The organism is Sulfitobacter sp. M13, assembly GCF_053474885.1.
Map to the genome: position 1 here is coordinate 1,324,239 of NZ_CM130281.1, position 26,290 is coordinate 1,350,528.

Consider the following 26,290-nt stretch of genomic DNA (forward strand, 5'->3'; position numbering starts at 1 on the left):
AGAATGTGCGGGGAGAGGGGCGCGCCTATGACACTTCGGCACTCGAAATCAGACATCCTATTCGACAGGCTCCGGCGCGACATCCTGACGCTAGAATTACCGCCTGGCATGGTCTTGCGCCTGCCTGCGTTGTCCGAGCGCTATGCCATCGGGCTGACGCCCGTTCGCGAATGTCTGAACCGGCTTGCGGTGGAACAGCTGGTCGTGCCCGAGCATAACAAGGGCTTTCGCGTCACCCCACTGACCCGCGCCGACCTTCTGGACCTAGAACGCAGCCGCGACGCTGTCGAAGGGGCGATGCTGGCCCATTCCGTCAGCCAGGCCGATGATGCATGGGAGGCAGGGGTCATCGGTGCCTATCACCACCTGTCGCAAACGACCGTGCCGTCGGTAATTCATGAAGATGACGCGCTTGCCCAATGGACACGGCGGCATCTGGCCTTTCACCAAGCGTTGGTCGCCGGTGCGCGGTCGCCTTGGATGGCGCGGTTTGCAGGGCAGTTGCAGGATCAGCTGGGCCGCTATCACCGCTTTATTCAGTCAGGCCTGCGCGATCTGACCCAAACCGCGCCATCGCTTGCGACCAAAGCGGCCGCTGGCTCTGCTGCTGGCATGGCGCTGGAACCGCACCGTGCGCTTTATCAGGCAGCACTTGATCACGATCCGGCTGCGGCGCTTGCGGCCTTTCGCCATCACACCGGCCTCAGCATCGCCGCCTTCGAGGAGCTATCGACCTTGATGCCTGCCCATTCGCCGTTTGCTAAAACCCTCGGCCCCCAATCGGAGACTCCCGCATGACCGGCTACAACCCCGCTGACGAGGGCGCACAAATGTCCTTTGCCAAGGATATGTCTTATACCGACTACCTGTCACTTGACCCGATCCTCGGGGCGCAGAACTGCAAATCGGACGCCCACGACGAGATGTTGTTCATCATCCAGCACCAGACGTCCGAGCTGTGGATGCGCCTTTGCCTGCACGAGCTTTCTTCCGCCCGGACGCATTTGGCGCAAGGCGATTTCGCCCCCGCGATGAAGATGCTGGCCCGTGTGGCGCGTATTTTTGAACAGCTTAACAGCGCGTGGGACGTGCTGCGCACAATGACCCCCAGCGAATACACTGATTTCCGCGATGACCTTGGCGCGTCGTCGGGGTTCCAGTCGCATCAATACCGGCTGATCGAATTCATCCTCGGGAACCGCAACCGTGCGATGATGAAGGTGCATGAACACCGCCCTGAACTGCACCACATGTTGACGCAGGAACTGGGCACGAAATCGCTGTATCACGTGGCGCTTGACCTGCTGGCAGAGGCAACGGGGCAAAGCTTTGACGCGCATGTCTATGCGATGGACACCCCCCATGCGGCGGATGATGCGGTCATGCAGGCGTGGGTCACCGTGTACAAAGACCCGCGCGCCCATTGGCAGCTGTACGAGCTGGCCGAAAAGCTGGTCGATCTGGAAGATTACTTTCGCCGCTGGCGGTTCAACCATGTGACCACGGTGGAACGCATCATCGGATTTAAACGTGGCACGGGCGGCACGTCGGGGGTGAAATACCTGCGCCGGATGCTCGAAGTCGAACTTTTCCCCGAACTCTGGAACTTACGAGGTGTCCTGTGACCCAACTGCCGATGAAAGACCGCTTCTCCCTGCCCGAGGGCATGATCTACCTTGACGGAAACTCGCTAGGGCCGCTGCCAGTGGGCACGGCCGAAAAGGTTCAAGATGTGGTGCAGGCGCAATGGGGCGCGCATCTGATCAAGGGCTGGAACCTTGACGGATGGATGGCGCAGCCCGCCCGTGTGGGTAACCGCATCGCCCGTTTGATCGGCGCGCCAAAGGGGTCGGTGACCATGGGCGACACGCTATCGGTCAAAGTGTTTCAGGCTCTGTCTGCCGCGCTAAAGATGCGCCCTGACCGGCGGGTGATCCTGTCGGACAGCGGCAACTTTCCGTCGGATCTGTATATGGCCGAAGGGTTGATCAACCAACTGGGGCAGGACTACGAGCTGCGTATCGTCGCCCCCGAAGAGGTGGCAGGTGCCATGACCGACGATGTCGCGGTCGCGATGATCACGCAGGTCGATTATCGCACGGGCCGGATGCACGACATGGCGGGCATCACGGCGGCGGCCCATGGGGCTGGGGCGGTGATGCTGTGGGATCTGGCGCATAGCGCAGGGGCCGTGCCCGTCGATGTGGCTGTCTGCAATGCTGAATTCGCCGTCGGTTGCACCTATAAATACCTCAACGGTGGGCCGGGGGCCCCGGCGTTTATCTATGCGCGGCCTGATATTGTCGCCGAAATCCAACCCGCGCTGGCCGGATGGCTGGGGCATGATGCGCCTTTCGCGTTTGAAACAGGCTATCGTCCGGCACCCGGCATCGAACGCATGCGCGTCGGGACACCCCCTGTGATCCAACTGGCCGCGCTGGAACACGCGCTGGGCGTTTGGGACGACGTGGATATGGCCGACTTGCGTGCCAAGTCCGTCGCGCTGAGCGAACTTTTCATCCAGCTTGTCGAAGAGCACTGCCCCGAGCTGACGCTGGCCAGCCCACGCGACGCAAGCCACCGCGGCAGTCAGGTGTCGTTTGCGTCAAAGAATGGCTATGCGGTGATGCAGGCCCTAATTTCGCGGGATGTGATTGGTGATTTCCGCGCGCCCGACATCATGCGCTTTGGTTTCACGCCGCTTTATATCGACGAGGCCGACGTGCGCGGTGCGGTGGATATTCTGGCCGATATCCTGAACACCCGCAGCTGGGACCGACCCGAGTATCATCAAAAGCGCGATGTGACCTGACCGGCACAAACCATGCTCTGCCACAGCAAGCGACATCGGGACGCAGCGCTGTGGCGGGGCGCGTCTTGGCGATGGTTATTCGCGCAGTTGGGCGCTATGGTTGTGCCATGCTTGATCTACAGTCCCGTCCGAAATGCAGTGAATGCCCGATCCGTCACCGTGCCGTTTGTGCGCGCTGCGACGACGACGAGCTGTTGATGCTTGAACAGATCAAAACCTATAAATCGTTCAAGGCGGGGGATCAGGTGCTGTGGCGCGGTGATGGGCTGACTTATGTCGCGTCGGTCGTGGCAGGCGTCGCCAGCCTTGGGAAAACGATGGAAGACGGGCGCACCCAGATGGTCGGCTTGCTGCTGCCGTCGGATTTTATCGGCCGTCCCGGGCGCGAGACGATTGATTTCGATGTGGTGGCGGTGACCGATGTGACGCTGTGCTGCTTTCACCGCAAACCCTTCGAGGCATTGATCGAAACCACGCCCCATATTGCCCAACGGCTGATGGAAATGGCGCTGGATGAACTGGACGCCGCGCGCGATTGGATGCTGTTGCTGGGCCGCAAGACCGCCCGCGAAAAGATCGCGACCTTCATCGAAATGCTGGTGCGCCGACAACAGCTTACCATCGCCGACGCAATGCATCAGGAGCTCGTTCTGCCCCTGACACGTCACGAGATCGCCAACTATCTGGGTCTCACGCTCGAGACTGTCAGCCGCCAGCTTGGCGCGATGAAGAAAGAGCGTATCGTGCAGTTCGTTGACCGCCGCCGGTTCCGCGTGACCGACCTTAAGGCGCTGCACGTGGCGTCAGGTGACGACTGCCCCTAAAGATATTTTTCTACTGATTTGATCTGCATCAACGCGGGTGTCCAAACAGTAGTGTCTGATGCCTGCACCTTCATAGGAGAGTGCAGCATGTACAAGAATATCCTGATCCCCGTCGTTTTCGAGACCCCCGAAATCACCCAGACCGCCTTTGACGCGGCGCAGGCGCTGGCGTCAAGGGATGCCAAGCTGACGTTGCTTCACGTGATTGAAACGGTGCCGATCTATGTCGCGGACTACATTCCCACCGACGTTTTTAGCGTTGCCCGCGAGACGGTGCAGGCGCGGCTGGAGGCGTTGGCGCTAGAGCTGCCCGAATGTACCACCGCCATTGCTGACGGGCGGGCGGGACCGCGGGTGACCCGCTGGGCCGAGGAAAACGGGATGGACTGCATCGTCATCGCGTCGCACCAGCCTGCGTTTTCGGACATTCTGCTTGGCTCTGTTGCGCAATATGTGGTGCGCCACGCCAAATGCGCGGTGCATGTCGTCAGATAATCGGCACCCTCACGGGCAAACTTGACCCAGATCAAAGACCGGTTCGCGTGGCCCCTTTACGCCCAAAGCGCGAACAGGAAAGCGCCGCCCCGATCAGGGCGGGCGCATACATAGAGGTCCGATATGAATTACTTGAAACTCGTCATTCTGGCGCTGGTGGCGTTGATCGCTGCGATGGGGGCCAGTTGGGCACGTGATATCGCGTATCAGGTGCATGCGCTGATCATCATGGGCGTCGCGGGGGGCATGTTTTTATGGGTCCTGCGCCACACGGACGAGCCTGAACGGCCGCGGCCCATGTCCACCGGCTATGCCGATGGGGTGATCCGCGCAGGCGTGATTGCCACGGCTTTCTGGGGAATTGTGGGGCTGCTAGTGGGGACGTTTATTGCGTTCCAACTGGCCTTTCCGGCGTTGAACTTTGACTGGGGGCAACCCTTTACCAACTTTGGCCGGCTGCGCCCTCTGCATACGTCGGCGGTGATTTTTGCCTTTGGCGGCAACGCGTTGATCGCGACCTCTTTCTATGTGGTGCAGCGCACCTGTTCGGTGCGGTTGTTTGGCGGCAACCTCGCGTGGTTTGTGTTCTGGGGCTATCAGCTGTTCATCGTGCTGGCCGCCACCGGATATCTGCTGGGGTCCACGCAATCCAAAGAATACGCAGAGCCCGAATGGTACGTCGATATCTGGCTGACGATCATCTGGCTATGCTATCTGGCGGTGTTTCTGGGCACGCTGATCATCCGCCGCGAGCGGCATATCTACGTCGCCAACTGGTTCTACCTTGCCTTTATCGTGACCGTCGCGATGCTGCATGTGGTCAACAACCTATCGGTGCCGGTCAGCCTCTGGGGGTCGAAATCGGTGCAGGTTTTTGCCGGTGTTCAAGATGCCATGACCCAGTGGTGGTACGGGCATAACGCGGTCGGCTTTTTCCTGACGGCGGGCTTTCTGGGGATGATGTATTACTTCGTGCCCAAACAGGCGAACCGCCCTGTCTATTCCTACAAACTGAGCATCGTCCACTTCTGGTCCCTGATCTTTCTTTATATCTGGGCGGGGCCGCACCACCTGCATTACACCGCGCTGCCTGACTGGGCGTCGACGCTTGGCATGGTGTTCTCGATCATCCTGTGGATGCCCAGCTGGGGCGGTATGATCAACGGCCTGATGACGCTGCAAGGGGCGTGGGACAAGCTGCGCACCGATCCGATCTTGCGGATGTTTGTACTGTCGCTTGGCTTTTACGGCATGTCCACGTTCGAGGGGCCGATGATGTCGATCCGCGCCGTTAATTCGCTCAGCCACTATACCGACTGGACCATCGGACACGTCCATTCCGGTGCGCTTGGCTGGAATGGCATGATCACCTTTGGTGCACTTTATTTCCTGACGCCACGGCTTTGGGGGCGGGCAAAGATGCATTCTATGTCGGCGATCAACTGGCACTTCTGGTTGGCGACCATCGGCATCATTTTATACGCGGCCAGCATGTGGGTCACCGGCATCATGGAGGGCCTGATGTGGCGCGAGGTCGATGATCAGGGGTTCTTGGTCAACTCCTTTGCGGACACCGTGGCGGCGAAATTCCCGATGTATGTGGTGCGTGGTATGGGCGGTATTTTGTATCTCAGCGGCGCGCTGATCATGGTCTGGAACATGTGGATGACGATCAAAGGGGGCGCAAAACAGTCCGCACCCGTTGGCGTTCCGGCGGAATAAGGGCAATCGCAATGGCACATAACACTAAAATCACCGATCCCGCGCAGGATCCCAATGTCTCAACCCTGTCGGACGCTCCGCAAGAGATCCCGAACGAGCTGCCGCATCACACCGCATTGGTGAACCGGCACGCGATCCTCGAGAAAAGCCCGACGCTGTTGTTGATCGCATCGCTGCTGGTGGTGTCGATCGGCGGCATCGTCGAAATCGCACCGCTGTTCTGGCTTGAAAACACGATCGAAAAGGTCGAGGGCGTGCGTCCCTATTCCCCGCTCGAACTGACGGGGCGCGACATCTATGTGCGCGAAGGGTGCTATCTATGCCACAGCCAGATGATCCGCCCCATGCGCGACGAAGTCGAACGCTATGGGCATTATTCGCTGGCGGCGGAATCCATGTATGATCACCCGTTCCAATGGGGGTCGAAACGCACCGGACCGGATGTGGCACGCGTGGGCGGGCGGTATTCCGATGCGTGGCATGTGGACCATCTGTCCGATCCGCAATCGGTCGTACCGGAATCCATCATGCCGAAATATGCGTTTCTTTCCGACACGCGGATTGACGCAGACCACGTGCAGGATCTGCTGAAAACCCACCGCTTTGTGGGCGTCCCCTATACGGACGAGCAGATCGAACAGGCCGCGTCGGATTTCAAGGTGCAGGCCGACCCGGATGCCGACTACGACGCGATGCTTGCGCGGTATCCCGGTGCTGCGGTGTCGAACTTTGACGGTGCGCCCGAACTGACCGAGATGGACGCGCTCATCGCGTATTTGCAAGTGCTGGGGACGATGGTCGATTTCTCGACCTTTACCCCCGACGCCAGCCGATAAGGAGGTTTTGCAATGGATACCTATTCTTTCCTGCGTCAGCTGGCAGACAGCTGGGTTCTGCTGGCGATGTTCAGCTTTTTTGTGGGCGTGATCTTGTGGGCTTTCCGGCCCGGCAGCTCTGACACCTATGCCGCCGTGGCGCGCATTCCATTGCGCGAAGACGCGCCCGCGGGGTGCGCGGGCTGCAACGGCGCAGACTGCGCCGCCAAGAAAGGAGCCCGAAATGACTGATCACAAGCAAGACGATGTGACCGGCATCGAGACGACGGGGCACAGCTGGGACGGCATCGAAGAGCTGAACACCCCGCTGCCGCGCTGGTGGCTTTGGACGCTGTATCTGACGATCATCTGGGGCATCGGCTATAGTGTGGCCTATCCTGCGTGGCCAATGATTTCAGGGGCGACGAGCGGTCTGTTGGGCTGGTCCACCCGCGCCAAAGTAGCGCAGGACATCGACGCGCACGCGCAAAAGAACGCGCAGCTGGTGGCGGAATTGCTGGGCACCGACATGGAGGCGTTGCCTCAGGATGCTGACCTCAACCGCTATGCTATCGCGCGTGGCGGTGCGGTGTTTCGCGCGAATTGTTCGCAGTGTCACGGGTCGGGCGCGGCAGGGGCCAAGGGCTATCCCAACCTGCTGGACGACGACTGGCTTTGGGGCGGGGCGATGGCGGACATCGAATACACCGTGCGCCATGGCATCCGCAACGAACAGGACGTCGATGCGCGCTACAGCCAGATGCCTGCCTTTGGCGCGATATTGGGCAAGGATGACATCGCGGCGGTTGTTGAACACGTGATCTCGCTTTCATCGTCCAATTTTGACGTGGCGCTGGCCCAAACGGGTGCCGAGGTGTTTGCAGATAATTGCAGCGCTTGCCACGGTGATGCGGGGCAGGGTGATCGCAGTCAGGGTGCCCCCAATATTGCCGATGCGATCTGGCTGTACGGCAGCGACCGGCAGGCGCTGACCCAGACCGTGACGAATGCGCGTTTCGGCGTCATGCCCCCCTGGGGCGGGCGTCTGGAAGAGGCCGATATCCGCGCGGTTTCTGCCTATGTCCACTCTCTGGGAGGGGGGGAATAGCGCAGAAAGCTGACGGTGGCGGCTCTGCCCGAGTGCCACTGTCCATCCCCAAGGCGGTCCTGTTCGCAAAACGAACCGCTTTGGGGGTGTTTTTGACTCAGATCAAAGTGTGCTGTCTTGACCTTCGATAAGGTGGCGGTGCGAACAGGATACATCTGATGACACAAACGTCACCTCCATCTCTTTATGCCCCGCGAGAGCCGGTTTTCCCGCGCCGCGTCGACGGGTTCTTCCGTCGCTTTAAGTGGGGCATCATGGCCGTCACGCTGGGGATATATTACCTCACGCCGTGGCTGCGGTGGGACCGCGGGCCCAACTTGCCGGATCAGGCGGTGCTGATCGATCTGGCGCATCGGCGGTTCTATTTCTTCTGGATCGAGATATGGCCCCATGAATTCTATTTCGTGGCCGGTCTGCTGATCATGGCGGGGCTTGGGTTGTTTCTGTTTACCTCTGCTTTGGGGCGTGTGTGGTGTGGCTATGCCTGCCCGCAAACGGTCTGGACCGATCTGTTCATCCTTGTCGAACGCTGGATCGAGGGCGACCGCAATGCCCGCGTCCGGCTGCATCACGCGGGCTGGGGCGTACACAAACTGCGCCTGCGCGTCACCAAATGGGTGCTTTGGCTGGGGATCGCGGTGGCGACAGGCGGGGCGTGGGTGTTCTACTTTACCGATGCGCCGCAGCTGGCCCGGGATCTGGTCACGCTCGACGCGGCTCCGGTGGCGTATATGACCATCGCGATCCTGACCGCCACGACATTTCTGTTGGGGGGCTTCATGCGGGAACAGGTGTGTATCTATATGTGTCCCTGGCCGCGTATCCAGGCCGCGATGATGGACACCGACACGATCACGGTCGCCTATCGCGACTGGCGCGGCGAGCCGCGCGGAAAGGGTAATCTGCGCAAACGCGAACGTGCCGCCGCTCAGCGCGCCCAAGACCAGATCGCCGCAGCAGGGCCGGGGGCCGCGCGCTACGGGCCTACCCCATACCCCGACCGGGGGCGCGCCGCATTGCCCACCGATCTGCCCCCCGTTCCGTCCGCAGACACCCAAGGGGATTGCATCGACTGCATGGCCTGCGTCAACGTCTGCCCCGTGGGCATCGACATTCGCAACGGCCAGCAGATGGAGTGTATCACCTGCGCCCTGTGCATCGACGCCTGTGACGATGTGATGGCCAAGATTGGCAAGCCGCGCGGATTGATCGACTATCTGGCGCTGTCGGACGAGACAGCCGAACGGGCCGGCCAGCCGCCCAAACCGCTGTGGCGTCATATTCTGCGACCGCGCACGCTGCTTTATACCGCCGCGTGGGCGTTGATCGGGGTCGCGCTGGTCTATGCGCTGTTCATCCGCAGTGCGATTGAACTGACCGTCAGCCCCGTGCGCAACCCGACCTATGTCACCCTGTCGGACGGCGCAGTGCGCAACATCTATGACGTACGCCTGCGCAACAAACAGGGGCGTGATGCCACCGTTCAAATCGGGATCACGAGCGACAGCGCGCTGACTGTCACGCTCGAAGGGCAGGGAAACGCGGGCGCAACCGTCGTGCTGCCTGCCAACCAGACGATCCTGCAACGGGTCTATGTCACCGCCGCGCCGCAAACCGAAGCGTCGACCGCCGATATGACGCAGTTGCGGCTATGGATCGAGGATACCGGCACCGGCGACCGCGCGTCGAAAGCCACCAGTTTCAATGGAAAGGACCGCTAGAATGGTACAGGAAATCAAAGGCTGGCATGTGTTCGGTGTCTTTGCCGCGGCGTTTAGCGTGATCATCGCGGTGAACCTGACGCTGGCGTATAATGCCGTGCACAGTTTTCCGGGGCTGGAGGTCAAGAACTCCTACGTTGCATCGCAAAGCTTTGATGTGGACCGCAAGGCGCAAGAGGCGCTTGGTTGGGAGGTGTCGGCGACCGTTACGAAGGGCGTGTTGCGGGTCGCGGTGCTGCGCGAGGGAGAGCCGCAAGAACCGCAGGTCACAAGTGCCGTATTCGGGCGGGCGACCAGCGTTGCGAATGACCAGACCCCGGCTTTCGTCTTTGACGGCCAGGCGTTGGTCGCGCCTGTTGTCGCGGGACCGGGCAACTGGAATTTGCGCCTGAAACTGCGCGACGCCGAAGGCACGCTCTTTCAGCAACGTGTTATCGTAAAGGTAAAGGAATGAGCGCCATCGCCGCATGCCCCGGCTGCGTTGTAGCACCGGCAATCGCGCAGATGGCACCGCAATCGGGCCCGCCGGATCTGGTGCTGTCACTGCCCGCAATCCACTGCGCTACTTGCATCAATACGGTCGAACGCAGCCTGCGCGCCTTGCCGCAGGTCCGGTCGGCGCGGGTCAACCTGTCGCTCAAGCGTGTCTCGATCCACGCCAGCGATCTTGACGCCGAACAGGCGGTCGCCGCGCTGGATCGCGCAGGAATAGAGGCGCATCCGCTGGACCAAAGCCTGCTGGAAAGCCGGCAAGACGACATCGGGCGTGGGCTGCTGATCCGGCTTGCCATCGCCGGTTTCGCGATGATGAACGTCATGCTGTTTTCCGTTGCGATCTGGTCAGGGGCGTCAGATGCAACCCGCGCATTGTTCCACCTGATCTCTGCCGTGATCACCCTGCCTGCGGTGCTGTTTTGCGGCCAGCCGTTCTTTGCCAATGGGATGCGGGCGGTGCGCAGGGGCGGGCTAAACATGGACGTGCCGATCTCGCTTGCGATCCTGCTGGCTGCGGGGATGTCATTGTATGAGGTTCTGAACGGCGGGCATCACGCCTATTTTGACGCGGCATTGTCGTTGACGTTTTTCTTGCTGGTTGGCCGCTATCTGGATCACCGGACCCGTAGCTCTGTCCATTCCGCCGCAAAGGAACTGGCCGCGCTCGAGGTGCAGACCGCGCAGCGCGTTCATGGAACCGGTGTCGAAAGGGTTGCGGTCGGCCTTTTGCGCGTCGGGGACACGGTGCTGGTGCCGACGGGCATGCGCGTGCCTGTTGACGGGGTGCTGAACAGTGCCGCGGCGCAGGCCGACCGGTCGTTTCTGACCGGCGAAAGCGCGGCTGTCGCCTTGACCCTTGGCGATGTGGTTCAGGCCGGAGAGATCAATCTGGGCGCGCCCTTCGAGATGACAGCGACTGCCGTGGGCGAAGATACAACCCTGCGCCGCGTTGCCGCGCTGGTTGAAATGGCCGAGAACAGCCGCAACAGCTATACCAATCTGGCCGACCGCGCCGCGCGCATTTATGCGCCGATGGTGCATCTGCTGGCGCTGGCGGCCTTTGTCGGGTGGGTGGCCTATGACGGCGACCTGCGCCACGCGCTCAACGTGGCGGTTGCCGTGCTGATTATCACCTGTCCCTGCGCGTTGGGGTTGGCGGTGCCTGCGGTGGCAACCACGGCCATTGCACGACTGTTCGATATGGGGTTTCTGGTCAAATCAGGCACCGCCCTTGAACGGCTGGCAGAGGTGGACATGGCCGTGTTCGACAAAACCGGCACGCTGACGCGGCAGGGGAAACCCGCGCCACTGGCAGAGCTTTCGGTCCAACAGAGTGCCATCGCGGGGGCCTTGGCCCAAGCATCGGCGCATCCGGTGGCGCAGGCTATTCTGGCAGCATTGCCCGTTCATACGCCCGCTGTGCTGGCCGATGTCACCGAAGTCGCCGGGCAAGGGATGCAGGGGGACATCGACGGCGTGACTGTGCGGCTGGGACGTGGCGAATGGCTGGGGGCTGCGTTCTCCGGCACCGGGCTGCGCATCGGGAGCGCACCGGCCGTCCCGCTGGCCGTGACAGAGACCCCGCGAGAGGGGGCCGCAGATACGTTGGCATGGTTATCCGCCCAAGGGATCACGCCCCAGATCCTAAGTGGCGATCGGCAAGCTACGGTGCAGGCGTTCGCCGCAAAGCTTGGCGTGCAGTCGGCCCTTGGTGATATAAGCGCACCGCGAAAACATGACCGGCTGGCGCAGCTTCAGGCGCAGGGGCACCGCGTGTTGATGGTTGGCGACGGGTTGAATGATACGGCTGCCTTGGCGCTGGCGCATGCTTCTGTCGCGCCGTCCTCGGCGCTGGATGCGTCGCGCAATGCGGCTGATGTGGTGATGTTGCGCGAGGGGCTGGACCAGTTCCCGCTGCTGATCGTAATCGCGCGCGCTCTGACCCGTTTGTCACGTCAGAACTTTGCCATCGCGGCGGGTTATAATGCCATCGCCATTCCGGTCGCGCTGCTGGGATATGCCACCCCGCTGCTGGCCGCGATTGCGATGTCGGCGTCGTCATTGACCGTTCTGGCCAACGCCATGCGCGTGAAATATGTGAAATGAGGCATTTGCAATGAACGTGCTTTTCATCCTGATACCCGTGTCCGTGATCCTTGGCGGCCTTGGGCTTTGTGCGTTTCTCTGGACGTTGAAGTCCGGCCAGTATGACGACCCGCAGGGCGCATCGGCGCGGGTTTTGCTGGATGATGATGCCCCGCCCGAGAGCCGGCCTTAGCCACGCGTTTCGACGGCCGCGGTGATCCCTTCCGCAGTGGCGGCGACACGGGCGAACTCGGCTCGGTCTTTACGGGCGATCAGCCACAGATCATGAAACCGCCGGTCGGGCAGCGCATGCACCGATAGCGCATCGCGCTTGGGGAACGCCTCCACCCCGGAACGTGGCAAGATCGTATAGCCCAGCCCTTGGGCGACGGGCAGGGGAATTTGCCCGATCTGGTTGATCGAGCTGCGGACCCGCAGATGTTCTGCCCCACGGTAATCATCAAAATTGCGCGCCAAAAGGTCGTCCGCATAGGCGTTGCCGTCGGGGTGCGCGATGAACCCCAACGCATCAAGACGCTGTAGGGTCAGGTCAGTGGTATCGAAAGCGGCTGGCAGAACCAGACACAGCTCTTCACGGCATAGGGGGGTCGCCTTGATACGCGGCATATCGGGGGCCCGGGTCACCACGCCCAGATCCAGTCTGCCCGCCGCCACCTCCGCCACAATTTGCGACTGCGGTGCCGCGTTCAGGTCAACCACGAGCTTTGGTGCCTGCAACATCCGCGCGATCAGTTGCGGATAAAGCCAAAGCGCAAAGCTCCCCGAACAGCCGATCCTCACGGTGCCTATCAAGGGGTCATCGCGCTGCATCCTGTCGCGCAGCGCGCGTTCCTCTGACCGGCGAGCGCGACCGATGGACAGCAGTTCCTCTCCTGCAGGGGTCAGGGTAAAAGACTTGCCTTCCCGCAAGATCAAGGGCTGACCCACCTGCTGTTCAAGTTTGCGCAGATGCTGCGACACCCCCGGTTGCGTCATGGCGAGCTGATCAGCAGTGCGCGTGAAATGACCGATGTCGCAAAGGGTCGTGAACGTCTCCAACCATGAAGCATTCAACATGGTATATCCCGAAATGTTATTAAATCCATTCCATATGATAATTTTATGTTTGCAGGCGGTCCACCTAAATCATGGGGGTATCAGTGACCAAAGGATAGATCATGACACCGACACCACGCAGTTTTTCTCACATCGGGCTTTCTGTACCCGACCTTGATCAGGCCGTTCAGTTTTACGCCGATATTCTGGGCTTTTACGTCATTATGCAGCCGACCGAGATCGTCGAGGACGGCAGCGATATCGGGCAGATGTGTACCGATGTCTTTGGCGCGGGATGGGGGCGGTTGCGTATCGCCCACCTTGCGACGGCGGACCGCATCGGGATCGAACTATTCGAATTTGAGGGCAACCACGCGCCCGCCGACCCATTGAACTTTCGCCAGCACGGCACCTTTCACTTCGCCATCCAAGACCCAAATCTCGAAGATCTACTGGCCAAGATTGTCGCGGCGGGGGGCAAACAACGGATGCCCGTACGGGAATATTTTCCTAACGATAAACCCTACCGCATGGTCTATGTCGAAGACCCCTTTGGCATTGTATTCGAGCTGTATAGCCACAGCTACGAGCTGACTTATTCCGCCGGTGCCTATCGTTAACCGAGCGGATTTTTGCGGGCGGTGGTAGCCTTCCGCCCGCATAGAGCAATGCGTAATTTAAGAAAAAAATCGATATCGGCGGGAACCCTCCTGCGTGGGAAGGCCGTTTTGTTGGCATAGCAATCTCACGAAAGGACTTCTCATGTCATATTGGCGCTTCTTTGCAATGATCATTACTTCGACCGTGGTGATGTTCGGTTTGATGTATCTGAACACCTATGCGATCGATCACGTGTTCTTTAGTGAAACCCGCAGCTATATGGCGCTTTATATGGGCGCGGTGATGGCGATCATTATGCTCGCATTTATGTTGGGCATGTACAGCAACCGCGGCGCGAATATTGCTATCTTTGTTGGCAGCGCGCTGGTTTTTGCGGTGTCGCTATTTTTGGTGCGCAGCCAGACCACAGTGGATGATACCTCGTGGATGCGCGCCATGATCCCGCACCATTCGATTGCCATTCTGACCAGCGAGCGGGCCAATATATCGGACCCGCGGGTGCGCAAGCTGGCCGATGATATCATCAAAGCACAGCGGCTGGAAATCCACGAGATGAAAGCGCTGATTGCGGACCTTGAAGGTGGGCCGGCGGCCACACCTGAAATCGACGGGAAGTGAGGTAAGCCGTGGCTGATCAACACACACAACCCGCCAAACTTTACCGGATGATGATGCCCGACCACACCTGTCCCTACGGACTGAAATCCAAGGACCTGCTGGAGCGTCAGGGATATGAGGTCGAGGATCATCCCCTCACAACCCGCGAGGAAACCGACGCGTTCAAAGCAAAGCATGATGTCGAAACGACGCCGCAAACCTTTATCGGAGGCGAGCGGATCGGTGGCTATGATGATCTGCGCATCTACTTTGGGTTGGACAAGCCCAAGGACGCGCAATCGGACACGTCCTACCAGCCGGTGATCGCCATTTTTGCGGTTGCATTCCTGATGGCGCTTGGCCTGTCATGGTTCGCCTTTGAGAGTATCCTGACTGTGCAGGCGTTCCAGTGGTTCGTCTCAATCTCCATGTGTTTTCTGGCGGTGCAAAAGCTGCAGGACATCGAGAGCTTCTCCACGATGTTCCTAAACTATGATTTGCTCGCCAAACGCTGGGTGCCCTATGGCAAGGTCTATCCCTTCGGCGAGGCTTTTGCGGGCATCGCCATGACCGCGGGGGCCTTACTGTGGCTGGCAGCACCGGTTGCGATCGTGATCGGCGGCATTGGCGCAGTGTCGGTGATCAAGGCTGTTTATATCGACAAGCGCGAACTGAAATGTGCCTGTGTCGGTGGCAGCAGCAACGTGCCGCTTGGTTTTGTATCTTTGACTGAGAACCTAATGATGCTGGGTATGGGGCTTTGGATGCTCGTTCGGTTGTTGGGCTGATCCGCGGTCGCGCGGCCCTGTCATCTGCGGCTGAACCCTTTCGTGTGCCCCCCCTCGTGCCGCTGCTGCGGGACGAGGGGGCTTTTTTGCAAGCGGGCGAAACAGTCCTTTCTTCTAACCGATTGATGGCCTGCCTTAGGGCGCGATACGCACCTCGAAAGAGACGGACCCCGTCGCGCCGGGGTCATGCGACCCGGTGCAGTTCCATTGCAGCGACCCCGCGTAACCTGCCGCATTTGTCCCCGGCGTGGTCACGTTGCAGACCACGTCCCCGCTGATGGAAACCGGGCTCGGGATGGCGGAGGCCAGTTCGGTATAGGGCGGTGTGCGGTCGTGGATGACGATGTTGGTTGCCGGCAGCTGTCCGGGGTTGTCGAGGAAGATGCGGTATTCCAGCACATCCCCTGCAGCTGCCCCGTTGCTAACCCCTTCGGGCGTGCCTTGGGTCACGTTGCGTACCGTCTTGCGCAGCTTCAGTACCCCTTCGGAGGATTCCACCCGCACCAGATCGGTGTTGCGGTCCTGTTCGGTCACACCCGACGCGCCATAGGTAGTGTCAGCGATGACATCGAATGCGATGGTCGACCCCGGTGCCGCAGCACCCGAGGCGGTAACCCGTGCCACAAGACAGATGCGCGTGCCGATGGTGACAGGCAGGGCCGCGGTGATCGGACTGGTTGCCGTCCCGTCGCAGGCCGCGTCCTCATACAGCGCAACAGAGAAAAGACCCGGCGCGGTGATCGACTGGATGTCGGTATCAAACACCACGGACCCTTCTGCATCGGCAAAGTATTCATGCCGCAGGCTCACCACCTGTGCAGGCCTGATCGCGCTTTGCTGGCTTTCGCTCAGGCGGGCATCCTTGACCAAGCCGACATTTAGATCGGGGTAAGAGGTTCCCGCTGCTGGCGTGAAGGTGAACGCGCCGTCGCGTGTATTAGGGTTCTCCAGCCCCGGGGGGGTACCCGGATTTTCCGACACAGCGAGATACCCGTTATCAGGTACGACCGTGATGGTGACGGCATCGGAAAAGCCTTCGGGTAGGGTCAAGCTCCAGCTTCCATCGCTGGCGATTTCAGGTGATCCGACAAGCGTGCCGCTGCTGTCGGTGATCCGGATCTGGGCCGCACTGGTGTCCGCTTCGGTGGCCCCTTGGAGGGCATCATAAGCCGTGTCCGACCCCGCGCCATTGTCGATGAAGACACGCCCCGACAATGTCGGACCTGAACCTGCGAAGGTGACGCTGACGGACGCTTCGTCATCATCGGCGATCCCGTCGCCAAAATCGTCCGTCAGCGCACCCACGCTGGGGTCACTGTCCGGGTCCGGCAGATCAGCGGCGGTGATTTCGGCAGCGTTCGTATGCTCGCCCGTGGCGTTCATGGTGACCCGCAGTGTCAATGTTTCGCTTGCGCCGCTGGCCACATCTCCGGTCTCCCAAATACCGGTGCCGGCGTCATAGGTATCCGTACCATCTGCCGGAGTGGCAGAGACAAAGGTGAACCCGTCGGGGATAAGGTCGCGAACCCGGACCCCGGTGGTGCCATCAGGCCCGTCGTTTGTGACGGTGAGGACAAAGTCGAGCGCGGTACCCGGCCCTGCTTGGGTGATTGGCTGGCCGCCGGTGTCGAACACAGTCTTGGTCAGCGACAAATCCGCGGTCGCCCCGCCGTTTACAAAGCCAAAATCAACATTGCGCACACTGCCGGCTGTGATCGTGACGCCGGTCTGCGGGGTCACCGAACCTGCAACAAGCCCGGCGGGGATGTCGGGGTCGGCTTCGTCAACCTCTATGCGGTAGGTGGTCGTGGCAGACAGATTGAGGAACTGATAGGTACCGTCGCTGGCCGTTTCTACGCTGCTCAGGAACGTGTCATCTGCCGTGTCGGCCGTGCCATTGTCGTCATACAAAGAGACAGTCACGGCACTGATCGCGGTTTCGCCGGGCTGGTAGGTGTCAGAGTAATTGGTGTCGCGGTAGACAATGCCCGCCAAGGTGCCTTCGGGTGGTAGGGGACCCAAGCGAGAAGGGCAGTTCAGCCCGTCGTTCAAGCCACCATCACCGGAGGGCACCGTATTGATCAACTGACCGCCGCCCGAGCCTGACCCCTGAACGCCGACATCTGCTTCATAGATATCATTGGTCACGTTCTGGTTGAGGTACATTCTGCCATAAAGGTCGAACCATACCGCACCATAAGACTGATCCCAGGCGGTCGGGCCGAATTCCAGCGGCGCGCGTGTGCCCGGCGTCCCGTCGGCAGGGTCGATATAGAATAGACGGTCAGACGCTTCGTTCACGCCGTACAACATACCGTCGTTGGGGTTATAAGCGATGTCAGAGGGCTCAACGGCAGCTGACAGCATGATCAATCCCAGATCCACCGGCGCTGCTGGGTCGGTCAGATTCAGCAGTTGCAATGCATTGGCACCCTCCACACGGTAAACCATGACCCCATTTGGAAGGATATCGCCCGCCGAGGACCCAACAGCAGCGGTGGCGGGTAGGGTGGCGACCACTTCGTAGGCACCGGTGGCGTCCAGGCGGATCAGTTCGCGGGTTCCGGTTCGCACGCCATAGAACAACCCGTCGAGCGCATTATACCCCCAGCCCCCATCATATTGCGCCCCGGCAGATGTGCCGATGTCGGTTGCCGTAATGCTGTACACGCCGCCCGATTCCGCAAAGCTGAGACGTTGCAGTTGCGAATTCGCCTGTGTCACGCGATAGAGCGAGCCGTCGCAGCTAAAAGGCACAGCCCCCGCCGAGAGGATGACCTTGTAATCTTCGACTTCGCCGTCAAAATTCAGCCCATCAAAAGGGTCTGCCGCAACCGCACTGGACGTAGACCAGCGGATGCGTGCATGGGTAAAGCCGCTGGTGATATTTGCAGGCACCGGGATGTTCAGCGTGATCTGGTTGTTGAACAAACCGTCCGTGTCCCCTGCGCCACCATCGCGGTAGTCGATCGCGATATGCTCTGATGTGTCGAACGTGCCGCTTTGGTCAAAATCCACCCAAAGTTGCAGGTTCGTGACGCCCGATACCACTGGAATACCCAAGGCAAGTTGCAGGCTTAAGGTTTCATGAGTGACGATCGTCAGCGGCACGGTGGTGCCCGCCTCGAGAATGGGAAAGACGGCGATGGAATCTTCGTCGTCAAAGCCGGACAGGTCATCCGCGTCGGAATCAGGGCTGTGCTGTGGCGTTTGTTCGGTGTCGGGTTCGCCGGCACCCAGATAGATGTCCGGCACAACGACATGTCGCGGATCGCCATAGGAGGCGGGCGCATCGCCACGGTCGGACAGATCAGCGGCCGCGATGACCAGTGAATAGTCCTCGACCTCACCATCCACGGCAAAGCTCGAGGTGGACAAACCGGGCTCCGAACCATAGCGAAAGCGCGCAAAGGTGGTCGATGTCGTCGCATCTGACGGCACAGTCACATCGATTTGGATGACGCCGTCGCCTGCGACGTTATCGAACTGCGTACCGTCGTCCTTAAGATCCAGCGCGATGCGCTCGCCGAGCGTTTCCTCGAACAGGCCGTCACCATTAAAGTCGATCCAGGCTTGCAGGTTGCCGCTGCCAGTGACCGCAATATCAAGGGTGCTAATCATCCCTTGGGTGAGGACGGGAAAAACGACCCCGTCTTCATCATCGGTGCCAATCAGGTCATCTGCGGTCGCAGTCGCATCGGACTGGGCAACCAATTCGATATCAGGCTCGATCAGGCCAAGGTACACACTCGGTGATGCATCCACGCCGTGGGTCGCCGTGAGATAGCTCAGAGGGGCATCGCCAAAGTCTACGCCCAAGCCAGCGAAGACTGCAATCGTCACCAAGGCGCGGTCGCAATCGCTGGGTTCCAGCGCGTCACAAAGTTGGTATTCGATGGTGTAAACGCCGGCTGGTACACCGGCCGGTACGACGACGCGGCCCGCTTCGGCACCACTTACCTCCAAGACGGGAACCGGGTCGCCGGTGTTTTGCGGGACGGCTTCGGTCAAGACGGCGAGCGTGCCGGTCGGAAAGGCTGCGGGCAAGCCATTGATGGTGTCATTCGCCATGACCTCGCCAGCAGTCCCCCCGAGCAGTGTATTTACGGGCGACGCGGTGTAATCATCGTCCTGCGCCACAACATTGGGCGAGGTGTTTGAAATCGCGCACAGCTGGATGCCGGAGCCGCGCGTGGCACTGCGGTCGGACGACCCGGTGTAGCCGTGGATGAACTCAGCCTCGACGAAGGTGCTGAATTCATAGGTTACATAGTTGTCAAAGCTCGTCTCGTTGGGCTCGTCCACCCAGTCTGACGGATTGCCTACCTTTGCAGGGTCCATCGAGATTGCATTCGGGCCAGCCGGAAACGACGACAAGGGCGTGGTGTTGAAGAAAGAGGTATCTGTCGGCGTGGTCAGAGAGCCCACCACATCGGAGGAATCGTCATCATCGTCGCGGCTGTCCACGTCGGTTTGCTGGACGATAATGCCGTTGATGCGGCTTTGGTCAATCGCCAGACCTTGGGGATTTGCTGATGTGGCGCTGCCATCCTGAACCAAACGGAGCCTATATGTGATATAGGCATTATCTTCGGGCGTCATCTGCGCCTCGAGCGAGGTGTCCAGCTCGAGCGAACTCGCGTTGTTGATGCTGGTGACCTGCATCACGACATCGATCGGATTGCCGTTGATGTCGGTTGTCACGTCTTCGTACAAAAAGATGTCGGACAGCGTCACATTCGACTGGCTGCCCGAACCCGCGAGCTGACTAGAGGGTTGGCTGAATACGGATTGGGGCGTGCAGCTTTGCGAGCCGGTTTCGCCGGATAGAACGCTGCTGACAATGGACAGCGATTGCGCGTTCGATTGCAGGCGGGACACGAAGGGTTGACCGATACGCCCGATACCGGCCACAGCACTGCTGTCTATGGTGCCGGTCAGCACATCTGACGCCTGAATGGTATAGTCGGCTTGGCAGACCACTGTGCCCCCGGGGGCGACCGGTATACTGATGGCCGGGCAAAGTACGGGCCCAAGCAGATCATCCTCGATCACGATATCCTGTCCGGTGTTAAAGGGCAGGGCACCGGTGTTCGTGATGGTATAGCTATAGGTAACCGTTTCGCCCTGCGTCCCCGTGCTGGGGCTGGCACTGCGGGTCAGGGAAATGCTTTGATCGACGTTAAACGATGCATTGCCCAACACACCAATCGCCCGTGCCCCTGGGTCGTACTCCGTCAACGCGCTATAGTTTCGCACGTCCGCAATCGATTCATCGTACCAGAAAGTCACGGCAGACGTGGCATCGGGGAATGTCGCGCGCACCGTGCCCCGATCATCATTGCCCGACGACGCAGAGGGGGTGGCCCCTTCGAAGTAGATACACTGAGCCTGGTTCGCACCGATCGGTCCGGTAAAGCCCGAACCGGGACCTGGACCTACAAGGACAACCGGGGTCGTACTGACGGTTGCAAAGGTCGGATTCCCGTTGTCACCAAAACCGGTCACAAAGTCACATCGATCGCCTAATGAATCTGTATCAGTTGTGTCGATATCAAGAACATCGATCACCAGATTGTCGATCGGAAAGGCAACGCCGCCCGAACTGGTAGAGACCGAAGTGGTCGTTCTGGCATCGCCGAATGCGCCGCTGTTCTCGGGCGCGTCGGAAAAGACGACAAGCGCTTCGACATTGCCACCAAGAAATGCCACGTCATCCGGCGTCTGGTTCGAGCCGAACTCCGCGAAGATACCGGTGTGTGCTATTCTAAAATCAACCTCGAACCCGTATTGGTCGCGCAGCGTCGCGGTCAGCGGGCCAAGATTGCCTGCCGGCCAGTCATAAAAACTCCAATCAAGGACGAACTCACCTGCATCGGCCTTGCCGGTGCCTGCCACAACCAAAGCTGCCAAAGCGGCACCGCGGAGCGTGGTATAGGTTAAATCTGCGATCGACATCATACGGACCTCTTGTTGCGGTGTCCCAAACACCTTTTACATTGGCCGAAGACGAACGCGCCGCCTTTCCTGCCCCCCGGGATAAGTCCAAAGTTCTCACACAAGGTTAACGCGAGCGAGAATGCTCAGGTACAATCTGACTGCCTTCCAGAATAGGCCCCTATACTTTCGAGAGCGCGGCGCGCAGAATCGGTAGGCAGGGCGGGGCGGAAAAGCCTTTGCCCCATAGTCGCTTGCCTTGTTGCCGTTTGCCTGAGGATCGTGAATATGGCGTCACCAATTCCCTGCCTCCGGACGAAAGCCATTATTTTGCAGACAATTTTCGATAATTCAGGAGCGTCTGCAGAAACTGCGCCTGTTTTCGGTCATTTCGGTGAATGGCTGCAGGGCCGTTTGGGGCCGGCGGGGCCGGTTGTACTGGTGACGATGGTGTGCCCTGCGCATGGGGTGCAGGCACGGTTCACGCGGGGGAGAAAGTTGACATTGGTGCATGACGGGCCAGCGGCGATCAACCGTGAACAGCTTGAGCGTCTGATAGATATCGCCGGGGTGGAAAAGGGTCGCTTTGCTTTGTCTGGTAATTTGCCCGTTGCCGTCGGGGCCGGAGCGTCTACGGCGGGTTTGGTCGCAGTGGCGCGGGCGGCGGGCGTGGCCGAAGACCGGTTGCCGTCGCTTTGTCTGGCGGTCGAAGGGGCCACTGATCCGTTGATGCTCCCCCATCCCGACAGGGTCGTCTGGGCCTCGCGTCTGGCCCAAGGCAAGGGTGTGATTGCCGCACCGCCACGGGCCGATATCATCGGCGGATACTTTGGGGCACCGATCCGGACCGATGCGGCGGATGACGGTTTCGCAGACATCTCTGACCTGCTGCCGGCTTGGGAAAACGCGACCGCACAGCAGGATTTGCCACAGGCCGCGCGATTGGCCAGCGTCAGTGCAGACCGGACAACAGCATTGCGGGGCCCCCGAAACGACCCAAGCGCGGCATTGGCGCAGCGGCTTGGCGCTTTGGGCTATGCGCGCGCGCACACCGGATCTGCCCGCGCCTTTATATTTACGCCCGGCAGCGCTCCGGATGATGCAGAGCAGGTGCTGGCAGACTACGGCCTGACGGGCGCAATGCGGTTCAAGACCGGAGGTATGGCATGATCGGTGCGGCAGGCATCTTGCTGGGATTTCTGGTCGAGGCGGCGCTGTCGTGGCCCGCGCCGCTTTATGCCAAGATCGGGCACCCTGTGTCATGGATTGGCCATGCCATCCGCGCGATCGAGACGCGGTTGAATACCGCAGAAAAAACGCCTGCGCGGTTGCGTCTGTTGGGCGGCGTCGGCGTTTGCATGGTGCTGACGCTTGCTGTCGTGCCTGCGATTGCGGTCGCTGCGGTGCTGCCCGATGGGTGGGTCGGCTACGCGATTGGCGGCGTGCTGGCTTGGCCGTTTCTGGCACCACGGTCGCTGTTTCAACACGTAGCAGCGGTGGCCAAGCCCTTGGCCAAAGGGGATACTTCCGCAGCCCGCTATGCCGTTTCCATGATCATCGGGCGCGATCCTGACAAGCTGGACGATGCCGCAATTGCGCGCGCCTCGCTTGAAAGTCTGGCTGAAAATGCCTCGGACGGGGTGGTGGCTCCTGTGTTCTGGGGCGTTGTTTTAGGGTTGCCGGGGCTGGTCGGCTACAAAGCGATCAACACGATGGATTCGATGATCGGCCACCGGTCGGCGCGGTATCGCCACTATGGCATGGTGGCTGCGCGGCTGGATGATCTGGTCAATCTGATTCCGGCGCGCCTGACGGGGCTGCTCTTTGTGCTGGTATCGGGTCACACGCAGCGGGCCGCCGCCGTGATGCTGCGCGACGCGCGCCACCACCGGTCCCCCAATGCCGGTTGGCCCGAAGGTGCGATGGCCGGCGCACTTGACGTCCGCCTGTCCGGCCCGCGTGTCTATGGTGCAGAAATCGCGGATGAACCTTGGTTGAATGCGGAGGGTCAAGAGGCGGACGCGACAGGGCTGCGTCGGGGGCTGGCGCTTTACCTTCGCGCCATGTTCGTATTAGCAGTCGTGTTGGCGCTAGTGGCGCTGATCTGACAGGGGCAAGCGATGCGAGACCACGGCGGAAATCTGGATGGGGCGATCAGGACGTTCGGCGGGAACCGCGCCAGCTGGATCGACCTTTCGACAGGGATCAACACGGTGCCATATCCGGTGGGGTCGCTGACGCCCGAAGCGTGGACGCGGCTGCCGGAGCGCAGCGCGCTTGATGCGGTGGAAGACGCGGCACGGCGGGCCTATGGCGCAAGCTGCGCGGTCGTGCCAGTGTCGGGGGCGCAGGCGGCGATCCAGCTGGTGCCGCGCCTGATCGAGCCCGCGCAGGCCGCGATCCTGTCGCCCACCTATAATGAACATGCCGCCGCGTTGCGGGCCGAAGGCTGGCAGGTGACCGAAGTCTCTGACCTTGACGCGCTTGAGGGGTACGCCCTTGCCGTGGTGGTGAATCCCAACAATCCCGACGGACAGCGTCACGCCCCCGACGCCCTACGTGCGCTCGCTGAAACGGTCGAGCTTCTGATTGTGGACGAGAGCTTTGCTGATCCTGATCCAGAGGTGTCGCTGGTCCGCGGCGGGGCGGATCTGCCGAAGAATATCCTTGTCATGCGGTCCTTTGGCAAGTTCTACGGGCTGGCGGGGCTGCGTCTGGGGTTCGTCTTGGCGGCAGAGCCAATGGCCGCAAAACTGCGCGCGATGACAGGCCCATGGCCGGTGTCGGGCATGGCGATAGAGGTCGCATTGCGCGCGCTGAACGATACGGAATGGGCGGCGCAGACCACAAGACGTTTACAAGGCGAGGCGGCGCAGTTGGATGCTATGGCGCTGCGGGCAGGGTGGACGCTGAAGGGCGGCACGCCGCTGTTTCGCACCTATGCCACGCCGGATGCCGCAGCGGCCCAGAACGCTTTGGCCGCACATCACATCTGGTCGCGAATTTTTCCGTATTCCGACAGTTGGATACGCCTCGGCCTGCCAGGCCCGCCCGCCGATTGGGCACGGTTGGAAGCTGCCCTGAAGGGCGGGGCGTGATCCGGCAGCGGGCATCGCGCGTGTTGGCTGCTGCCATTGCTTGCGGCACAATGTTAGCCGTTCCCGCCAAGGTCTATGCCCAAGACCTGCCGCGCGTGGTGTCGATGAACCTGTGCACCGATCAGATGGTGTTGCTGCTGGCCGATGCTGATCAAATCGTCTCTCTCAGCCGCTTGGCGCGTGACCCGCGGTCGTCCTCGCTGGCACAAGAGGCGGAGGCCTATCCTCAAAACGCGGGTGGTGCCGAAGAGATTTACCTGTCGGACCCTGATCTGGTGCTGGCGGGGCGGTACTCTGACAGGGCGACGCTGGCGATGCTGCGCCATCTTGGCCTTCAGGTGGCGCAAATGCCCCTCACCAAAAAGCTTGACGATATACCTGCGCAAATCCGCCAGATGGGCGATCTATTGAGACAGTCCACGCGGGCAGACACGATGGCACGTCAGGTAGAGCAAACATTGGCGGCGCAGCCCGCTTTGCCGCCAGATGCACCCGTGGCCGCGTTTTACTACCCTAACGGCTATTCGCTGGGGGTGGATACTTTGGGGCATGACATCGTGACAACGGGCGGCCTGCGCAACCTGTCGCAAAAGCTGGGCCGACGAAACAGCGGGCGTCTGGCACTTGAGGAGCTGGTGATGAACGCCCCTGATCTGTTGGTCACCACGCACCCCTATCGCGGTGGTTCCCGATCCGAAGAGATCATGCTACATCCTGCCCTCGCGCAATATGCCCAGACCGACAGGATGGTGTATAGCTCCCCCGATTGGGTCTGCGGCACGCCGCTGGCACTAAGGGCGGTGCAGGACGTGCGCAGGGCACGCAATAACATACGCCACGAGGAGAGATAACAGATGACCGACAGCACCCCAGAAGAGAACAAGCGCCACGCCGAGAAGATGGCAAAGGTCCAGACTGCCCGCGCCAAGATGATGGCAGAAAAGACGGTGACCAAGGGGCTTATCATCGTGCACACTGGCACCGGTAAGGGCAAAAGCAGCTCGGCCTTCGGGATGATCATGCGCTGTATCGGTCATGGTTTCCCCTGCGCCCTTGTGCAGTTCATCAAAGGTGCGCGGGTGTCAGCAGACCGTCAACTGCTAGAAGACCGCTTTAGCGATATCTGTCAGGTTTACGTGATGGGCGAAGGCTTTACCTGGGACACGCAAGACCGCGAACGCGACGTCGCCGCCGCCGGTCGCGCGTGGGACAAGGCCAAAGAGCTGATACGCGATCCCAACAACCGCATGGTGCTGCTGGACGAACTGAACATTGCCCTGCGCTATGGCTATATCGACGCGCAAGACGTGGTCGATTTCTTGCAGGCCGAAAAACCCCATATGACCCATGTGGTGATCACCGGCCGCAACGCGCCCGACGCGTTGATCGAGATGGCGGATCTGGTGACCGAGATGAAAGAAATCAAACATCCGTTCCGCAAACAGGGTATCGCAGCACAAGCCGGTGTGGAATTCTGATCGACACCGGGGCAGGGCATCGCGCCTTGCCCTGCCAGCCAAAGGGCGGACATATGGACAAGATCACGCTGGTCACCGGCGGTGCAAAATCGGGCAAGAGCCTTTTTGCCGAAACCCACGTCCGCGCCTATGGGCTGCCACTGGTCTATATCGCCACCAGTCAGGCGTTTGACACCGAGATGGAAGACCGTATCGCCGCTCATAAAACCCAACGCGGGGCTGGTTGGGACACGGTGGAGGAACCGCTGGATCTGTGCGGTGCGCTGGCACGTACGGACGGAGCGGGCGCGCGCTTGGTGGATTGCATGACGCTTTGGCTGTCCAATGTGATGCATGCAGAACTGGACTGGCAGGCGGAGCTTGAAAAAGTGCTACAAACCCTGCGTGAACAATCCTCCCCCGTCATGTTGGTCACGAATGAAGTGGGCGGCGGCATTGTTCCGATGTCCGCACTGGCGCGGCGCTACCGCGATGCCTCGGGCCTGATGAACCAGCGTCTGGCGGCAAGTGCGGGGCATGTGGTGATAGTCACTTGCGGCTTGCCACTTGCGCTCAAGGGCAGTGCTGCTGCTCCGGCGTCGCTTGCCTGATCCCTGATCCCGACATACGATATTATTCAAAACGAAAGAGACCCTTTG

General features: G+C 60.6%; 24 protein-coding genes. 22 read left to right on the forward strand and 2 right to left on the reverse strand.

All coding sequences use genetic code 11. The features are described 5' to 3' along the window. Positions 1-27: 27 nt before the first annotated feature. The 13 genes from ACVBAU_RS06280 to ccoS all read left to right on the forward strand — a co-directional run bounded on the left by ACVBAU_RS06280 (position 28) and on the right by ccoS (position 12,270). Positions 28-798: a GntR family transcriptional regulator gene (locus ACVBAU_RS06280; protein WP_448328528.1), complete on the forward strand. Its 771-nt coding sequence runs from the start codon at positions 28-30 to the stop codon at positions 796-798. Continuing rightward, a complete protein-coding gene (locus ACVBAU_RS06285) occupies positions 795-1,625 on the forward strand; it encodes a tryptophan 2,3-dioxygenase (RefSeq protein WP_448328530.1) in 831 nt (276 codons plus the stop codon). The genes ACVBAU_RS06280 and ACVBAU_RS06285 overlap by 4 nt, the downstream gene beginning before the upstream one ends. An 11-nt stretch (positions 1,626-1,636) precedes the next feature. Then, positions 1,637-2,812: a kynureninase gene (gene kynU / locus ACVBAU_RS06290; RefSeq protein WP_448328918.1), complete on the forward strand. Its 1,176-nt coding sequence runs from the start codon at positions 1,637-1,639 to the stop codon at positions 2,810-2,812. A 107-nt stretch (positions 2,813-2,919) separates the two neighbouring features. Then, on the forward strand, positions 2,920-3,636 hold the full coding sequence (gene fnrL / locus ACVBAU_RS06295) for a transcriptional regulator FnrL (protein ID WP_448328532.1): 717 nt from the start codon (positions 2,920-2,922) through the stop codon (positions 3,634-3,636). Between the two features lie 87 nt (positions 3,637-3,723). Next, positions 3,724-4,131: a universal stress protein gene (locus ACVBAU_RS06300; protein ID WP_448328534.1), complete on the forward strand. Its 408-nt coding sequence runs from the start codon at positions 3,724-3,726 to the stop codon at positions 4,129-4,131. Between the two features lie 123 nt (positions 4,132-4,254). Further along, positions 4,255-5,853: a cytochrome-c oxidase, cbb3-type subunit I gene (gene ccoN / locus ACVBAU_RS06305; protein ID WP_138923943.1), complete on the forward strand. Its 1,599-nt coding sequence runs from the start codon at positions 4,255-4,257 to the stop codon at positions 5,851-5,853. Between the two features lie 11 nt (positions 5,854-5,864). After that, entirely contained in the window at positions 5,865-6,689 is an 825-nt protein-coding gene (gene ccoO, locus ACVBAU_RS06310; protein WP_335745196.1) for a cytochrome-c oxidase, cbb3-type subunit II, read from the forward strand. Positions 6,690-6,701: 12 nt separating this feature from the next. Beyond that, on the forward strand, positions 6,702-6,920 hold the full coding sequence (locus ACVBAU_RS06315) for a cbb3-type cytochrome c oxidase subunit 3 (RefSeq protein WP_448328536.1): 219 nt from the start codon (positions 6,702-6,704) through the stop codon (positions 6,918-6,920). Next, a complete protein-coding gene (gene ccoP, locus ACVBAU_RS06320; protein ID WP_448328538.1) occupies positions 6,913-7,776 on the forward strand; it encodes a cytochrome-c oxidase, cbb3-type subunit III in 864 nt (287 codons plus the stop codon). Before ACVBAU_RS06315 ends, ccoP begins: the two co-directional genes overlap by 8 nt. Before the next feature lie 158 nt (positions 7,777-7,934). After that, a complete protein-coding gene (gene ccoG / locus ACVBAU_RS06325; protein WP_448328540.1) occupies positions 7,935-9,497 on the forward strand; it encodes a cytochrome c oxidase accessory protein CcoG in 1,563 nt (520 codons plus the stop codon). A gap of 1 nt (position 9,498) precedes the next feature. Next, complete coding sequence (locus ACVBAU_RS06330; RefSeq protein WP_448328542.1) at positions 9,499-9,951, forward strand: FixH family protein; 453 nt, start codon at positions 9,499-9,501, stop codon at positions 9,949-9,951. Beyond that, a complete protein-coding gene (locus tag ACVBAU_RS06335; protein ID WP_448328544.1) occupies positions 9,948-12,098 on the forward strand; it encodes a heavy metal translocating P-type ATPase in 2,151 nt (716 codons plus the stop codon). The genes ACVBAU_RS06330 and ACVBAU_RS06335 overlap by 4 nt, the downstream gene beginning before the upstream one ends. Positions 12,099-12,108: 10 nt before the next feature. Further along, positions 12,109-12,270 (forward strand): cbb3-type cytochrome oxidase assembly protein CcoS, encoded by a 162-nt coding sequence (ccoS, locus tag ACVBAU_RS06340; RefSeq protein WP_093734199.1) that lies wholly within the window; start codon positions 12,109-12,111, stop codon positions 12,268-12,270. Here ccoS and ACVBAU_RS06345 read toward each other — a convergent pair. Next, positions 12,267-13,154 (reverse strand): LysR family transcriptional regulator, encoded by an 888-nt coding sequence (locus ACVBAU_RS06345; RefSeq protein WP_448328546.1) that lies wholly within the window; start codon positions 13,152-13,154, stop codon positions 12,267-12,269. The two genes, ccoS and ACVBAU_RS06345, sit on opposite strands and share 4 nt — an antisense overlap. Positions 13,155-13,255: 101 nt before the next feature. Here ACVBAU_RS06345 and ACVBAU_RS06350 point away from each other — a divergent pair, with 101 nt between their 5' ends. The 3 genes from ACVBAU_RS06350 (at position 13,256) to ACVBAU_RS06360 (ending at position 15,139) form a co-directional block, all read left to right on the forward strand. Next, positions 13,256-13,753: a lactoylglutathione lyase family protein gene (locus ACVBAU_RS06350; protein WP_138923935.1), complete on the forward strand. Its 498-nt coding sequence runs from the start codon at positions 13,256-13,258 to the stop codon at positions 13,751-13,753. Positions 13,754-13,895: 142 nt separating this feature from the next. Continuing rightward, positions 13,896-14,372, forward strand: a complete 477-nt coding sequence (locus ACVBAU_RS06355; protein ID WP_448328548.1) for a DUF305 domain-containing protein — start codon at positions 13,896-13,898, stop codon at positions 14,370-14,372. Positions 14,373-14,419: 47 nt separating this feature from the next. Continuing rightward, positions 14,420-15,139: a glutaredoxin gene (locus ACVBAU_RS06360; protein WP_335745238.1), complete on the forward strand. Its 720-nt coding sequence runs from the start codon at positions 14,420-14,422 to the stop codon at positions 15,137-15,139. 135 nt (positions 15,140-15,274) lie between these two features. Here ACVBAU_RS06360 and ACVBAU_RS06365 read toward each other — a convergent pair whose 3' ends face one another. Continuing rightward, positions 15,275-21,097 (reverse strand): GEVED domain-containing protein, encoded by a 5,823-nt coding sequence (locus tag ACVBAU_RS06365; RefSeq protein WP_448328550.1) that lies wholly within the window; start codon positions 21,095-21,097, stop codon positions 15,275-15,277. A 309-nt stretch (positions 21,098-21,406) separates the two neighbouring features. Here ACVBAU_RS06365 and ACVBAU_RS06370 point away from each other — a divergent pair, with 309 nt between their 5' ends. The 6 genes from ACVBAU_RS06370 to cobU are packed head-to-tail and all read left to right on the forward strand — an operon-like array spanning position 21,407 to position 26,242. Next, entirely contained in the window at positions 21,407-22,246 is an 840-nt protein-coding gene (locus ACVBAU_RS06370; RefSeq protein ID WP_448328552.1) for a hypothetical protein, read from the forward strand. Then, on the forward strand, positions 22,243-23,184 hold the full coding sequence (cbiB, locus tag ACVBAU_RS06375) for an adenosylcobinamide-phosphate synthase CbiB (RefSeq protein WP_448328554.1): 942 nt from the start codon (positions 22,243-22,245) through the stop codon (positions 23,182-23,184). The genes ACVBAU_RS06370 and cbiB overlap by 4 nt, the downstream gene beginning before the upstream one ends. Before the next feature lie 12 nt (positions 23,185-23,196). After that, complete coding sequence (gene cobD / locus ACVBAU_RS06380; RefSeq protein ID WP_448328556.1) at positions 23,197-24,174, forward strand: threonine-phosphate decarboxylase CobD; 978 nt, start codon at positions 23,197-23,199, stop codon at positions 24,172-24,174. After that, the gene (locus ACVBAU_RS06385; RefSeq protein WP_448328558.1) at positions 24,171-25,025 is read left to right on the forward strand and encodes an ABC transporter substrate-binding protein; all 855 of its coding nucleotides are present in this window, start codon (positions 24,171-24,173) and stop codon (positions 25,023-25,025) included. Before cobD ends, ACVBAU_RS06385 begins: the two co-directional genes overlap by 4 nt. Before the next feature lie 3 nt (positions 25,026-25,028). After that, positions 25,029-25,652 carry a cob(I)yrinic acid a,c-diamide adenosyltransferase gene (cobO, locus tag ACVBAU_RS06390; protein ID WP_448328560.1) on the forward strand — a complete coding sequence of 208 codons (624 nt, stop codon included), beginning with the start codon at positions 25,029-25,031 and terminating at the stop codon, positions 25,650-25,652. A 53-nt stretch (positions 25,653-25,705) separates the two neighbouring features. Continuing rightward, positions 25,706-26,242 (forward strand): bifunctional adenosylcobinamide kinase/adenosylcobinamide-phosphate guanylyltransferase, encoded by a 537-nt coding sequence (cobU, locus tag ACVBAU_RS06395; protein ID WP_448328562.1) that lies wholly within the window; start codon positions 25,706-25,708, stop codon positions 26,240-26,242. Positions 26,243-26,290: the final 48 nt, after the last annotated feature.

Bases quoted from the DNA above. Each gene is read 5' to 3' on its own strand.
- ACVBAU_RS06285 (WP_448328530.1), top strand. From the start codon at position 795: ATGACCGGCTACAACCCCGCTGACGAGGGCGCACAAATGTCCTTTGCC.
- ccoN (WP_138923943.1), top strand. From the start codon at position 4,255: ATGAATTACTTGAAACTCGTCATTCTGGCGCTGGTGGCGTTGATCGCT.
- ACVBAU_RS06350 (WP_138923935.1), top strand. From the start codon at position 13,256: ATGACACCGACACCACGCAGTTTTTCTCACATCGGGCTTTCTGTACCC.
- ACVBAU_RS06365 (WP_448328550.1), bottom strand. From the start codon at position 21,097: ATGTCGATCGCAGATTTAACCTATACCACGCTCCGCGGTGCCGCTTTG.
- ACVBAU_RS06300 (WP_448328534.1), top strand. From the start codon at position 3,724: ATGTACAAGAATATCCTGATCCCCGTCGTTTTCGAGACCCCCGAAATC.
- ACVBAU_RS06330 (WP_448328542.1), top strand. From the start codon at position 9,499: ATGGTACAGGAAATCAAAGGCTGGCATGTGTTCGGTGTCTTTGCCGCG.
- ACVBAU_RS06360 (WP_335745238.1), top strand. From the start codon at position 14,420: ATGATGATGCCCGACCACACCTGTCCCTACGGACTGAAATCCAAGGAC.
- cobD (WP_448328556.1), top strand. From the start codon at position 23,197: ATGCGAGACCACGGCGGAAATCTGGATGGGGCGATCAGGACGTTCGGC.
- ccoG (WP_448328540.1), top strand. From the start codon at position 7,935: ATGACACAAACGTCACCTCCATCTCTTTATGCCCCGCGAGAGCCGGTT.
- ccoS (WP_093734199.1), top strand. From the start codon at position 12,109: ATGAACGTGCTTTTCATCCTGATACCCGTGTCCGTGATCCTTGGCGGC.
- ACVBAU_RS06355 (WP_448328548.1), top strand. From the start codon at position 13,896: ATGTCATATTGGCGCTTCTTTGCAATGATCATTACTTCGACCGTGGTG.
- cbiB (WP_448328554.1), top strand. From the start codon at position 22,243: ATGATCGGTGCGGCAGGCATCTTGCTGGGATTTCTGGTCGAGGCGGCG.
- ACVBAU_RS06280 (WP_448328528.1), top strand. From the start codon at position 28: ATGACACTTCGGCACTCGAAATCAGACATCCTATTCGACAGGCTCCGG.
- fnrL (WP_448328532.1), top strand. From the start codon at position 2,920: ATGCTTGATCTACAGTCCCGTCCGAAATGCAGTGAATGCCCGATCCGT.
- cobO (WP_448328560.1), top strand. From the start codon at position 25,029: ATGACCGACAGCACCCCAGAAGAGAACAAGCGCCACGCCGAGAAGATG.
- ccoP (WP_448328538.1), top strand. From the start codon at position 6,913: ATGACTGATCACAAGCAAGACGATGTGACCGGCATCGAGACGACGGGG.
- cobU (WP_448328562.1), top strand. From the start codon at position 25,706: ATGGACAAGATCACGCTGGTCACCGGCGGTGCAAAATCGGGCAAGAGC.
- ACVBAU_RS06315 (WP_448328536.1), top strand. From the start codon at position 6,702: ATGGATACCTATTCTTTCCTGCGTCAGCTGGCAGACAGCTGGGTTCTG.
- ACVBAU_RS06345 (WP_448328546.1), bottom strand. From the start codon at position 13,154: ATGTTGAATGCTTCATGGTTGGAGACGTTCACGACCCTTTGCGACATC.
- ccoO (WP_335745196.1), top strand. From the start codon at position 5,865: ATGGCACATAACACTAAAATCACCGATCCCGCGCAGGATCCCAATGTC.
- ACVBAU_RS06335 (WP_448328544.1), top strand. From the start codon at position 9,948: ATGAGCGCCATCGCCGCATGCCCCGGCTGCGTTGTAGCACCGGCAATC.
- kynU (WP_448328918.1), top strand. From the start codon at position 1,637: ATGAAAGACCGCTTCTCCCTGCCCGAGGGCATGATCTACCTTGACGGA.